The 12,627-nt window shown below is 46.4% G+C and carries 12 protein-coding genes; 5 read left to right on the top strand and 7 right to left on the bottom strand.

Annotated features, from left to right (window positions below):
• Positions 1-20 precede the first annotated feature (20 nt).
• Positions 21-797 (bottom strand): Cof-type HAD-IIB family hydrolase, encoded by a 777-nt coding sequence (locus MKZ04_RS03380; protein WP_020451241.1) that lies wholly within the window; start codon positions 795-797, stop codon positions 21-23.
• 397 nt (positions 798-1,194) lie between these two features.
• Between MKZ04_RS03380 and MKZ04_RS03375 the strand changes: the two genes are divergently transcribed.
• Positions 1,195-1,404, top strand: coding sequence for a DNA-dependent RNA polymerase subunit epsilon (locus tag MKZ04_RS03375; protein ID WP_020451240.1), 210 nt, complete (start codon positions 1,195-1,197; stop codon positions 1,402-1,404).
• A 4-nt stretch (positions 1,405-1,408) separates the two neighbouring features.
• The gene (gene rnjA, locus MKZ04_RS03370) at positions 1,409-3,076 is read left to right on the top strand and encodes a ribonuclease J1 (protein ID WP_020451239.1); all 1,668 of its coding nucleotides are present in this window, start codon (positions 1,409-1,411) and stop codon (positions 3,074-3,076) included.
• Positions 3,077-3,122: 46 nt separating this feature from the next.
• Here the strand turns inward: rnjA and ade are convergent, their stop codons facing one another.
• The 4 genes from ade to MKZ04_RS03350 all read right to left on the bottom strand — a co-directional run bounded on the left by ade (position 3,123) and on the right by MKZ04_RS03350 (position 7,490).
• Positions 3,123-4,844 carry an adenine deaminase gene (gene ade / locus MKZ04_RS03365; RefSeq protein ID WP_020451238.1) on the bottom strand — a complete coding sequence of 574 codons (1,722 nt, stop codon included), beginning with the start codon at positions 4,842-4,844 and terminating at the stop codon, positions 3,123-3,125.
• Positions 4,845-4,971: 127 nt separating this feature from the next.
• Positions 4,972-5,634 carry a potassium channel family protein gene (locus MKZ04_RS03360; RefSeq protein ID WP_020451237.1) on the bottom strand — a complete coding sequence of 221 codons (663 nt, stop codon included), beginning with the start codon at positions 5,632-5,634 and terminating at the stop codon, positions 4,972-4,974.
• Between the two features lie 63 nt (positions 5,635-5,697).
• Positions 5,698-7,035 (bottom strand): ATP-binding protein, encoded by a 1,338-nt coding sequence (locus tag MKZ04_RS03355; RefSeq protein ID WP_095290392.1) that lies wholly within the window; start codon positions 7,033-7,035, stop codon positions 5,698-5,700.
• A 167-nt stretch (positions 7,036-7,202) separates the two neighbouring features.
• Positions 7,203-7,490: an AbrB/MazE/SpoVT family DNA-binding domain-containing protein gene (locus MKZ04_RS03350; protein WP_020451235.1), complete on the bottom strand. Its 288-nt coding sequence runs from the start codon at positions 7,488-7,490 to the stop codon at positions 7,203-7,205.
• Between the two features lie 305 nt (positions 7,491-7,795).
• Here MKZ04_RS03350 and mreBH point away from each other — a divergent pair, with 305 nt between their 5' ends.
• The 3 genes from mreBH to MKZ04_RS03335 all read left to right on the top strand — a co-directional run bounded on the left by mreBH (position 7,796) and on the right by MKZ04_RS03335 (position 10,330).
• A complete protein-coding gene (gene mreBH, locus MKZ04_RS03345) occupies positions 7,796-8,803 on the top strand; it encodes a rod-share determining protein MreBH (RefSeq protein WP_020451234.1) in 1,008 nt (335 codons plus the stop codon).
• Between the two features lie 73 nt (positions 8,804-8,876).
• Positions 8,877-9,008, top strand: a complete 132-nt coding sequence (locus tag MKZ04_RS03340; protein WP_003181378.1) for a protein YkpC — start codon at positions 8,877-8,879, stop codon at positions 9,006-9,008.
• An 89-nt stretch (positions 9,009-9,097) separates the two neighbouring features.
• Positions 9,098-10,330, top strand: a complete 1,233-nt coding sequence (locus MKZ04_RS03335) for an aminopeptidase (RefSeq protein WP_341045300.1) — start codon at positions 9,098-9,100, stop codon at positions 10,328-10,330.
• Between the two features lie 124 nt (positions 10,331-10,454).
• Here MKZ04_RS03335 and MKZ04_RS03330 read toward each other — a convergent pair whose 3' ends face one another.
• Together MKZ04_RS03330 and MKZ04_RS03325 are read right to left on the bottom strand one after the other, a co-directional pair.
• Positions 10,455-10,829 (bottom strand): YybH family protein, encoded by a 375-nt coding sequence (locus MKZ04_RS03330; RefSeq protein WP_020451232.1) that lies wholly within the window; start codon positions 10,827-10,829, stop codon positions 10,455-10,457.
• A gap of 56 nt (positions 10,830-10,885) precedes the next feature.
• Positions 10,886-12,505 (bottom strand): ABC-F family ATP-binding cassette domain-containing protein, encoded by a 1,620-nt coding sequence (locus MKZ04_RS03325; RefSeq protein WP_020451231.1) that lies wholly within the window; start codon positions 12,503-12,505, stop codon positions 10,886-10,888.
• Between the last annotated feature and the right edge of the window lie 122 nt (positions 12,506-12,627).

Genomic DNA, 12,627 nt, shown 5'->3' with positions numbered 1-12,627 from the left:
ATCAGACATGATCCGTTTTTTTATGGTTTCAAAAGCCCGAGGGCTTCTACCGCGTATTGAATGCCGTCTTCATCGACGGGCTTTGTGACAAAGTCGGCTATTTTTTTCAGCTCGGGCACAGCGTTGCCCATCGCCACTCCGGTTCCCGCAAACTCGATCATCTGCAGGTCGTTCAGACCGTCTCCAAACGCGTAAGTATCCTCTCTGTCGAACGGAAGCTTTTCAATGACTTTTTTGATTCCTTCCGCTTTCGAACCGCCAGAAGGCAGCACATCTGTGGAGCGCTCGTGCCAGCGGACGAGATCAAACTCCTGAAACCGGCTGTACCGCTCTTCCTCGTCTTGCGTACAGAACAAGAGGACCTGAAAAATGTCCCTACCTTTAAAATAGGCGCGGTCCTCTTCCGGCGGATTGACTTTTAAGCTGCCGATTCCTTCGTGGACGAACGGATGGCCGGCAGATGTAGTGCGCATCCCCTCTTCTCCCATGAAGACGAGGGGATGGCCGCAGCTGTCCGAATGCGCAAGCAGCGCTTCCAGTGACTGTTCGGCAATGGGGTTTTTATAAATGACCTCTCCTTCAAAAACGACATATTGTCCGTTATAAGAGACAAAAGAATCGATGCCCAATTCTTCAAGCACAGGCCTGACCATAAACGGCGCCCGGCCTGATGCGATGAAAACATGATGGCCTTGCGCTTTTAAATCGGAGACAGCCTGTTTCGCGGTGTCGGGAATCCGTTTATCATGATCATAAATCGTTCCGTCGATATCAAAGAAAATCAGCTTTTTATCCATGGCAGTGAATCCTTCTCCCTTAGCTAGTATGATTGATGGTTCTCCTGTACATCATACAAAAACTGCGTACGCGAGAAAACCTTTTCACTCCAAAATCAAAACAAAATCAACATGCCAATAATATCCATGTAACAATAGACGGATTCATCATATAATAGAACTAAAGAGATACGGTAGTGACCGGACAAGTCAGAGAAAGGAGGAATCCGTATGCTACGCCGACTGCGGAAAAAATTAAAAAAACAGCTGAATGGCATGATGCGCAGAAAGTCGATTGCCTAAAAGGACCTTCACTCATGTGGAAGAGTCCTTTTTTTCTCAAGCGCTTTTCTTATGAGGCAATTTCGAATATAATAGAAAGATGAGTCTAACAATCGGCAGTTAAGGAGAGATTTGGATGATCTATAAGGTATTTTATCAAGCAAGCAATGACGAAGTACCTGTTCGTGAAAAAACAGATTCAATTTTTGTGGAAGCTCAATCTGAACGTGAAGTCAGATCTAAATTAAAACAATACAACTACAATATTGAGTTTATACAGCAAGTTGAAGACGCTTTTTTAGAATATGAAAAGCAAAGCGAAAATTTTAAAGTATTGGAGTTATGAATGAATGAAATTTGTAAAAAATGATCAAACGGCTGTATTTGCCCTTGGAGGACTTGGGGAAATCGGCAAAAACACGTACGGGGTCCAGTTTCAGGACGAGATCGTGCTCATCGATGCGGGGATTAAGTTTCCGGAAGACGAGCTCCTCGGAATCGACTATGTCATCCCCGACTACACTTATTTAGTCAAAAACGAAGAAAAAATCAAAGGTCTTTTTATTACGCACGGCCACGAAGACCATATCGGCGGAATTCCGTACCTGCTCAAACAGGTGAACATTCCCGTTTACGGCGGACAGCTCGCCATCGGCCTTCTCAGAAAGAAGCTTGAAGAGCACGGTCTGCTGCGTCAAACAAAGCTTCATATCATTGAAGAAGACGATATCGTCAAATTCAGAAAAACGTCGGTTTCTTTTTTCAGGACGACCCACAGCATTCCGGACTCATACGGGATTGTCGTAAAAACACCGCAAGGAAACATCGTACATACCGGTGACTTTAAATTCGATTTTACACCGGTAGGCGAACCTGCCAACTTGACCAAGATGGCCGAAATCGGAAAAGAAGGCGTGCTTTGCCTGCTTTCTGACAGCACCAACAGTGAAATCCCTGATTTCACGATGTCAGAGCGCAAAGTCGGAGAAAGCATTGATGATATTTTCCGAAAAGTTGAAGGGCGGATCATCTTCGCAACCTTCGCGTCAAACATCCACCGCCTGCAGCAGGTGATCGAAGCAGCTGTTGCAAACGGACGGAAGGTTGCCGTATTTGGACGAAGCATGGAGTCGGCGATTGAAATCGGCCAAACGCTCGGGTATATTAAGTGTCCGAAAAATACGTTTGTTGAAGCGAATGAAATCAACAGGCTTCCTGCCGGCAAAGTGACGATTCTTTGTACCGGAAGCCAAGGTGAACCGATGGCTGCGCTATCCCGAATTGCTAACGGCACACACCGGCAAATTTCCATCATTCCCGGGGATACGGTCGTATTTTCATCATCTCCGATCCCGGGCAATACAATCAGCGTTAGTCGCACAATTAACCAGCTTTACCGGGCGGGCGCCGATGTCATCCACGGAGCTGTGACTAACATTCATACATCAGGACATGGCGGACAGGAAGAGCAAAAGCTGATGCTCCGCCTCATCAAGCCAAAGTTTTTCATGCCGATTCACGGTGAATACAGAATGCAGAAAATGCACGTCAAACTTGCGACAGACTGCGGAATTCCTGAGGAAAACTGCTTTATTATGGACAACGGCGAAGTGCTTGCTTTGACAAGCGAAGAAGCCTCAGTCGCAGGTAAAATCCCGTCAGGCAATGTCTATATTGACGGAAGCGGCATCGGCGACATCGGGAACATCGTGCTTCGCGACCGCCGGATTCTTTCTGAAGAAGGGCTTGTCATTGTCGTTGTCAGCATCAACATGAAAGAGTTCAAAGTGTCCGCAGGACCTGACTTAATTTCCAGAGGATTTGTCTACATGAGAGAATCCGGTGATTTAATCAACGATGCCCAGGACCTGATTGCAGGACACCTTAAAAAAGTGATGGAACGCAAAACGACGCAGTGGTCTGAAATTAAGAACGAGATCACAGACACGCTCGCTCCGTTCCTCTACGAAAAAACAAAACGCCGCCCGATGATCCTTCCGATTATTATGGAAGTCTAATCGCGGCTTGAACAAAAAACGGATGCACCGGTGTGCATCCGTTTTTTTATGGTTGAATCGGGATATGCCTAAACGCTTTAACATCAAACAAGCCTTCTGTCGTCATTTTAATGTCGGGGATAACAGGAAGCGCTAAAAAAGAAAGCGTCAGAAAAGGATTAAACGCTCCTGAAAATCCTGTCTCCGTTAATGCTACATGAAGAGATTTTAAGCTTTCGTTTACCGTCTCAAGCGGTTTGTCCGACAAGAGGCCGGCAATCGGCAGAGCGACGGATTGAAGCTCCTTCCCTCCTTTTGCAATGGTGAGGCCTCCCCCGATTTCTCCGAGACGTTCAACCGCTTTTAAGATGTCTTGATCATTTGTACCGACAGCGATTAAATTGTGGGAATCATGAGAAATCGTTGTCGCGATGGCGCCTTCTTTTAAACCGAAGCCCCTGACAACGCCGAGTCCGATTCCTTTAACGCCGCGATGGCGCTCAATCACTGCAATTTTCAACAGATCGCTTTCCAGATCCGGCTGAAAAAAAGCGCCGCTTTTCGGCTTGGTCAGGGACAGCTTTGTTTCAAGCTGATTGGGGATAATGTCAATGACCCTGATTTCACTCCCTTGAACGATCGGAATTTCCAGATCATCCTCATGTAAATCAGGGAGATGGACAGATTTGAGCAGAGCAGGTGCCGCTTTGCCGTCCGTCCATTCGCTTTGTTCTGCCCCGCTCCAGATCACGCCGTTGATCATCGTCTTTGAAATGCTGACGTTCTCAAAATCGCTGATGAAAAGGAGGTCTGCGTCATAACCCGGGGCAACCGCTCCCTTCGTCTTTAACCCGAAGCATTCCGCTGCATTGAGGCTGCCCATTTGATATGCGAGAAACGGGTCAAGTCCCTCTTGAATGGCAAGCTTGACCTGATGGTTAATGCTTCCTTCATCGACCAGTTCATCCAAATGCTTATCATCCGTACAGAAAAAGAAGCGTCTCGCATTTTTCTCATTAACCGCAGGCAAAACATGACGTGTATTCTTTGCCGCAGAGCCTTCTCTCAGCATGACGTACATTCCTCTTCTGACCCGTTCAAGCGCCTCTTCAGGTGTCGTGACCTCATGGTCTGTCAGCACGCCCGCCGCTCTGTAGACATTGACGAACCCAGCTGACAAGCCGGCCAGATGTCCGTCGATCCGCTTGTCCGCTTTATGGGCATCCATGAGTTTTTGCACCATATCCGGCTCTCCCGCTTCAACGGCCACATAGTCCATCACTTCCGCAAGCCCGAGCACCTCTTCGCGGCTGTAAAAAGGATGTAAATCCGCAGCGTTCAAAACCGCACCCGATTTTTCAAATGGTGCCGCAGGCACACAAGAAGGGAGCATAAAACGAATGTTCAGCCTTGTCATCTTAGCCTGCTCCAACATGAACTCAAGACCCCTCACTCCTGAGACATTCGCGATTTCATGGGGATCGGTGACAACGGTTGTTACACCGTGGGGAATCACCGCTTTGGCAAATTCGGGCGGCGTCACCATTGAAGACTCAATGTGGACATGACCGTCGATAAAGCCTGGAACGATCATTTGTCCTTCTGCGTCAATGGTATTCTCCCCCTCATAATCGCCCAAACCGACGATGGCCCCGTCTGTGATAGCTATGTCTGTCTTCAACCATTCCTGATTAAAAACATCCATGATCTTTCCGTTTTTAATTACAGTATCCGCTTTTTTGCGATGACTGGCGGCGCCAAGCCGGTGAATGAACATCTCATTGTCCAAAGATATATGTCCCCTCTCATTTTTATATGGATATGGTTCAATATCGTAGCCGAATCGTTTGAAACAGTCAATGAAAAGATCAAAAAAACCGCGGGCAGTGGGGTTCCCGCGGCTGATCGATGGCATTTTAATGTTGAAAAACTTTTTTTTCAAATCTCTCAATGTCAGGATTTGAGCCGATGACGATTAAAATATCGTCTTTTTGAATCTCTTCGGTGGCAAGCGGAGATACGATGACTTCTTTCCCCCGCTTGATCGCGACAATATTAATTCCGTATCTGGCCCGGATATCAAGATCAAGCAGCGTATTTCCGGCCAGTTTGCCGTTCGCTGCGATTTCGACAAGGCTGTGTTCATCAGAAAGTTCAAGATAATCAAGCACATTGTTGGAGACGATGTTGTGGGCGATTCTTTTTCCCATTTCACGCTCCGGATGAACGATCCGGTCCGCTCCGATTTTGGATAATACTTTTTCGTGATAATCGTTTTGAGCTTTGACGGTAATCATTTTCACACCAAGCTCTTTCAAAATCAGCGTTGTCAAAATGCTCGCTTGAATGTTCTCCCCGATCGCTACAATGACGTGGTCAAAATTGCGCAGTCCAAGGTTTTTCAGCACTGATTCGTCTGTAGTGTCTCCTATCACAGCATGTGAGGCAATTTTGGCGTATTCGTTTACGCGATCTTCATCTCTGTCGATCGCCATTACCTCAAGCCCTTCTTCACTCAATGCTTTACAAATGCTGCCGCCGAACCGGCCGAGTCCAATTACTGCAAATTCTTTTTTCATCGGTAATTCCTCCATGGGTCAATCTGAACAAATTCTATCATATGAAGTGGAATTTTCCCTCTTTTATTTTATCGTTGCGCGGCTGCAGCATCCTTGCTGAATATCGTTTTCTTCAGATGCCGCCCCTTTGTCGATCGGAAGCAGGATGTGGAATGTGCTTCCCTCGCCCAATTCGCTGTCGATTTTCATTTCTCCGTTGTGAGCGCCGATAATATTCAGGCAAATCGTCAGCCCAAGACCCGTCCCTTCTTCTTTCGTTGAGAAGAAAGGCTCCCCGAGCTTTGCCAAATCGGCTTGGGAAATGCCGCCCCCTTCGTCTTTGATGCTGATTTTCACATAGTCACCTTCAACCTCCGAGGAGATCGTGATTTTTCCACCGTCAGGCATCGCTTCTATCCCGTTTTTTATTAAATTGATGAATACCTGTTTGATTTGATTTTCATCGCCGTTTATTTCCCACTCCTCCCCGTGCTGAAACGCTTTTTCGATCTTAATGTGGGAAAGCACGGCGTTGGTCTCAAGAAGCGTTGTCACCTGCTGAAGAACCGAATTGATGTTGATCTTTTTAAATTGAACCTGGTGCGGTTTGGCCAGTACAAGCAGTTCGCCGAGCACGGAATCGATTCGTTTAATCTCTGAGAAAATAATGTCAAAGTAATCTTTCCGGTCGGGATATTCCGCTTTCATCAGCTGCAAAAATCCGTTTACCGATGTCAGCGGGTTCCTGACTTCGTGAGCGATTCCCGCGGCGAGCTGCCCGGCCATCGCCAGCTTCTGAGACTGCATAGCCAGCCGCTGATTCGACTTGAACAATTCCATCTCCGCTTTTTTCCGTTCCGTCACATCAGTCAGCGTCCCCAAGCTGCTCGTAAATTGACCGTTTTTATAATAAAGTTTATAGTGAACTTCGCCCCAGAACTTGCTTCCGTCTTTGCGATGGTAGAGCACCTCGATCCTGCCTTCAGGCTCCTTGTTCTTCAGCTGGGCGATCAGGTGATTCGAGATCCGTTCTTCATGGTCAAAGTAATCGTTGTACATCGTTCCAAGACTCTCTTCAACACTGTATCCGGTCAACGTTGTCCACGCCTGATTCAAAAATGTAATGTATCCTATCCGGTCCGTCTGAAAGACGATTTCCTGAAGGTTATCCATGATGCGGTTGGTTTCTGAAGAAAGTTCTTTATATTTCTTTTCGCTCTCCTTCAGTTTATAGACAAGCTGATTGGACTCATCGATATAAAGCGTGAGCCACCAAACGCTGATTAATGTCACCAGTGTAAACAGCAGATCAACCGTCCAATTGATTTTATTTCCCAACACCCCATAGAATAAAAAATTCCAAAACATGATAAAAGTCATTGCCAGCACGGTTGCAATGATTCGTCCTTGATATCTTTTCATACCCCCACCTGCCACTTGTATTTCTCAGTCAATTGTAACATTCTTTACACCACATTTGAGAGGATTGTTCGAAGTATTTATCGTCTCTATGGCTGAATTTTTCAGTGACGGCGGTTTTATCTTCTGCCGACGCAAGAAAAAGCCCTTCTGATGAAGGGCTTCAAATCTTATGCTTTCACTTCGTTTAAGGCAGCTTTTATTTCTTCCAAAAGCAATTCGGCCCCCTCAGGACTCAGCGTAATTTTCCCGTTTCCGTACTCGCGGTTTTCAGAAGTGATTTCACCGGTCATCAGGCACACACCGTGCGGTTTATATTTTTTCAGGACAATTTTATCTTGGTCGACAAAGAATTCGATGCTGTCCTTGATCGAAATATCCAAAGCTCTTCTCAATTCAATCGGCATCACGATCCGGCCGAGTTCGTCTACTTTTCTCACAACTCCAATTGCTTTCAAAACTTTCGCCTACTTCCTCTTTTGTTTCTATTTTTCTAAGATATTGTCTTAGCATAACGATAGACGAATGAAGACTGAAAAAGGTTTCCCTTATTGAACGTTTCTTTGACAAAAATTCGGTCATAAAAATGAATATTTTTCTCATCATGTCAATATGAGGACAGCATTTTACAGATTGGTTTCAAACTCGTCACAAACCCCCAAAAATCGCCGATCATTTGAGAAAATTTAAATGAAATTCATTTTTTCAGCACGAAGAAAATTTCGTTTTTCGGAAAAATTTTAAATAGAGATTGGGTGAAAACATGTTTCAAACAACCGAGATCGGAATTGATCTAGGCACAGCTAACATATTGGTTTACAGCAAAAACAAAGGAATCATTTTAAATGAGCCTTCCGTTGTCGCCGTGGATACGGAAACAAAGAGCGTATTGGCGGTCGGAACAGAAGCCAAAAACATGATCGGAAAGACACCGGGAAAAATCGTCGCGGTCAGACCGATGAAAGACGGAGTCATCGCCGATTATGACATGACGACAGACCTCTTGAAGCAGATTATGAAAAAAGCCGGAAAGAACATCGGCTTTACTTTCAGAAAGCCGAGCGTCGTCGTCTGCACGCCATCCGGTTCAACCGCGGTTGAACGGCGTGCGATCAGCGATGCTGTCAAAAACTGCGGAGCCAAGCAAGTCCATTTGATTGAGGAGCCTGTCGCTGCCGCCATCGGCGCAGACCTGCCTGTCGATGAACCTGTCGCAAACGTTGTCGTCGATATCGGCGGCGGCACGACAGAAGTGGCGATCATTTCATTCGGAGGCGTAGTCTCATGCCACTCGATCCGGATCGGCGGCGACCAGCTTGATGAAGACATCGTGTCATTCGTCAGAAAAAAATACAACCTGCTGATCGGTGAACGGACGGCCGAAGAAGTCAAGATTGAGATCGGCTACGCATTGATTGACCATGAGACGAAAACGATGGAAGTCAGAGGGCGCGACCTTGTCACAGGCCTGCCGAAAACGATTACCCTGGAATCAATAGAGATTCAGAAGGCGATGCGCGAATCGCTCCTTCATATTATCGAAGCCATCAGAGCGACGCTTGAAGACTGTCCTCCCGAGCTGAGCGGAGACATTGTCGACCGGGGCGTGATTTTAACCGGAGGAGGCGCGCTATTGAACGGCATCAAAGAATGGCTATCACAGGAAATCGTTGTGCCCGTGCATGTTGCTGCAAATCCGCTCGAGTCTGTCGCCATCGGAACGGGCCGCTCTCTTGAAGTGATCGATAAATTGCAAAAAGCGGCTAAATAATTTTTGTTTTCGCGTCTTTTTTCCCTGCTTCTTTCATATCGTGAGGAATGGAGAAACGATAAGGAGGAAGAACATGCTTAGAGATATGGGAAGACGCCTGGCCATCACCGTTATTTTAAGCGGTATTATTCTCGGGGGGATGAGCATCTCCCTTGCAAACATGCCAAGCTCGCCCCCCGGCCAAACGGCCAAAATCAACCGTTAAAAAAGATGCAGCCTTACCGGGCTGCGTCTTTTTTTCTTTTCAATCAAATATTTGATATGATGTTATGGACAATAAAGGAGGTTTTGCCAATGAATTCGTTTACTGATAAACTGAGCAAATATGCGAAGCTTGTAGCCGAAGTCGGTGTAAACGTTCAAAAAGGACAGAAAGTCGTTATCAACGCGTCAACAGAAGTACGCGATTTTGCACGGCTCCTCGTCAAAAGCGCCTATCAAATAGGGGCAAAAAACGTAACGGTCCGCTGGCAGGATGATGAGGTGACAAGGCTGAAATATGAGCTGGCCCCAACGGAAGCCTTTGAAGAATTCCCTGAGTGGGAAGCGAAAGGTCTGGAGACGCTCGCTAAGGAAGGCGCCGCTTTTATTTCCATTGTCTCTTCAAGCCCTGATCTTTTGAAAGGCATCGATTCCAAAAAAATCGCGACCCAGCAAAAAGCCGCCGGAAAGGCGATGCATACATACAGGCAAATGATTCAATCGGATAAAGTCAGCTGGACTGTCGTCGCAGCACCTTCACCGGCCTGGGCCAAAAAAGTATTCCCTGACGCAGATGAAAAGACAGCGATGCAAAAGCTGTGGAATGAGATCTTCAAAACGACCCGCGTCGACCGTGAAGATCCTGTCCAGGCGTGGAAAGACCACGATCAAACTTTGCGCGATAAAGTAAGCGTCTTAAACGACAAGCATTACCAAGCCCTTCATTACCAAGCAAAAGGAACAGATTTGACGATCGAGCTTCCTGAGAAGCACCTGTGGGTCGGCGCCGGAAGCACAAACGAAAACGGCATCGAGTTCATGGCCAATATGCCGACAGAAGAAGTATTCACCGCTCCGAAAAAAGACGGAGTGAACGGCACTGTTTCAAGCACAAAGCCGTTAAGCTACGGCGGCAATCTGATCGACGGCTTTCAGCTGACATTTGAAAACGGACGGATCACCGATGTCAAAGCTGAACAAGGTGAAGAGATTTTAAAAGAGCTGATCGAAACGGATGAGGGTTCACACTACTTAGGCGAAATTGCGCTCGTTGCCCACGATTCGCCGATTTCCAAGTCCAATATTCTGTTTTACAACACGCTGTTTGACGAAAACGCCTCAAACCACCTCGCAATCGGCAGTGCGTACGCATTCAACATCGAAGGCGGAAAGCAGATGTCGCGCGAAGAGCTGGCGAAAGAAGGATTAAACGAAAGCATTACACATGTTGACTTCATGATCGGTTCAGGAGAAATGAATATAGACGGAATCACAGCAGACGGAAAAAGAGAGCCGATTTTCAGAAACGGCAACTGGGCGATCTAAAGCCTTCCGCACAAAAGGACCTCAGAAGTTTTCTGAGGTCCTTTTATATCATTTCCGCATGCTGCCAGCCTTTCTAACTTCCGTACATAGATGGAGCTATAAAGCCGTCCAATGCCCTGCCTCCTCATGATTTGGGCAAACTGCTTAAATGTTCATGCTTCAGCTTCCAGCTTCCTGACTCGTCCTTTACAAATACGTTTGTCGCACGGCCTGCCCCTTGAACCGGTTCACCCCTAAAAAACCCTTTCCATTCGTATGTATAAAGACAGACGGCCTGTTCGTCCGTTTCCGTGATCCAACTGATATGACTGGCGCTGTATACTTCGTTTTCGATTTGCTTCCAGGCGTTTTCAAAATAACGCTGAATTTCCTTAACGCCCGAGCACGTTTCATCCGAGAACCAGTACACAGCGTCGGGATGAAGGAGCTTTTTGACATTCTCAAACTCATGTGTGTTTGTTGCTTGAATATATTGCTCAAGAGCCTTGCGGCATGACACGGCAACCATCTCCCTTTTTATAAAAAAACCCGCTTTTTAAGGCGGGTTTTCTATCATTACGCGTAAAGTTCAGCAAGCTTGTCCTGAACCGCTTTGTCTTCCAAAAATTCATCATAGCTCATCTGTTTATCGACGATTCCGTTTGGCGTGATTTCGATGATCCGGTTGGCAATTGTTTGGACAAACTGATGGTCATGAGATGTAAACAGCATAGCGCCTTTAAAGCTGATTAAACCGTTATTCAGCGCTGTAATGGATTCGAGATCCAAATGGTTGGTCGGCTCATCAAGCATCAGCACATTGGCGCCGGACAGCATCATTTTGGACAGCATGCAGCGGACTTTCTCTCCCCCTGACAAAACGCTTGCTTTTTTCAGCACTTCTTCCCCGGAGAACAGCATCCGGCCCAAAAATCCGCGCAGGAAGCTTTCGCTTTGGTCATGCGGCGAAAATTGGCGGAGCCAGTCGACAAGGTTTAAATCGCTGTTTTCAAAATACTCGCTGTTGTCTTTCGGGAAAAACGCCTGGGATGTTGTGACGCCCCATTTAAACGATCCGCTGTCAGGCTCCATTTCCCCGGCAAGGATTTTAAAGAGCACAGTAGCGGCAAGCTCATTCCGGCCTGTAAAGGCGATTTTATCTTCTTTATTCATCATAAAGCTGACCGAGTCAAGCACCTTGACACCGTCAATCGTTTTCGACAGGTCTGTGACAACAAGCACATCGTTTCCAATTTCGCGTTCAGGTGTGAAATGTACGTACGGATACTTGCGCGATGACGGCTTAATATCGTCAAGCGTAATTTTTTCAAGCAGTTTTTTTCTTGATGTCGCCTGCTTCGATTTTGAGGCGTTGGCGCTGAATCTGGCAACGAACTCCTGGAGCTGTTTGATCTGCTCTTCTTTTTTCTTATTGGCTTCCTGATTCATTTTAAGCGCAAGCTGGCTTGATTCATACCAGAAATCATAGTTTCCGACATAAATTTGAATTTTGTTAAAATCCAGGTCGGCGATATGCGTACATACTTTATTCAAAAAGTGGCGGTCATGCGATACGACGATAACCGTATTCTCAAAATTGATTAAAAACTCTTCAAGCCACTGGATCGCCTGAATATCCAAGTGGTTGGTCGGCTCATCGAGAAGAAGGACGTCAGGCTTTCCGAACAGGGCCTGTGCAAGGAGGACCTTCACCTTTTCGGAACCGCCCAAATCCGCCATTTTCTTCGTATGCAGTTCTTCAGCAATGCCGAGGCCTTTTAACAAAATCGCAGCTTCCCCTTCGGCTTCCCAGCCGTTCAGCTCGGCGAATTCGCCCTCAAGCTCTGCGGCGCGGATTCCGTCTTCATCTGAAAAATCGGGTTTCATGTAAATCGCGTCTTTTTCCTGCATGACTTCATAAAGGCGTTTATGCCCCATGATCACGACTTTCAGCACTTCATGCTCTTCATACTCAAAGTGGTTCTGCTTCAGGACGGCAAGGCGTTCGCCCGGGCTCATATGAACCTCGCCCGTCTGAGGCTCGATTTCACCTGATAATATTTTCAAAAAAGTGGACTTTCCGGCGCCGTTTGCTCCGATCAATCCGTAGCAGTTACCCGGCGTAAACTTAATATTTACATCTTCAAACAGCTTCCGGTCCGCAAACCGCAAGCTGACATTTTGAACAGCTATCATTTAAAATCCTCCATCTATACTTCATTAAAAAGAGTATAACACGAAAATTCCGCAAGAGAAATGCTTTGCTTTTTTACGATAAAGTTTTAAAGAAAAATATATCAAAAAAACACTTGTTCACA

Origin of the sequence: Bacillus sp. FSL W7-1354 (genome assembly GCF_038002405.1) — a bacterium.
Lineage (GTDB): Bacteria > Bacillota > Bacilli > Bacillales > Bacillaceae > Bacillus > Bacillus paralicheniformis.
The sequence above is the reverse complement of the archived record's forward strand: the minus strand, read 5'-3'. Positions and strand labels throughout refer to the sequence as shown.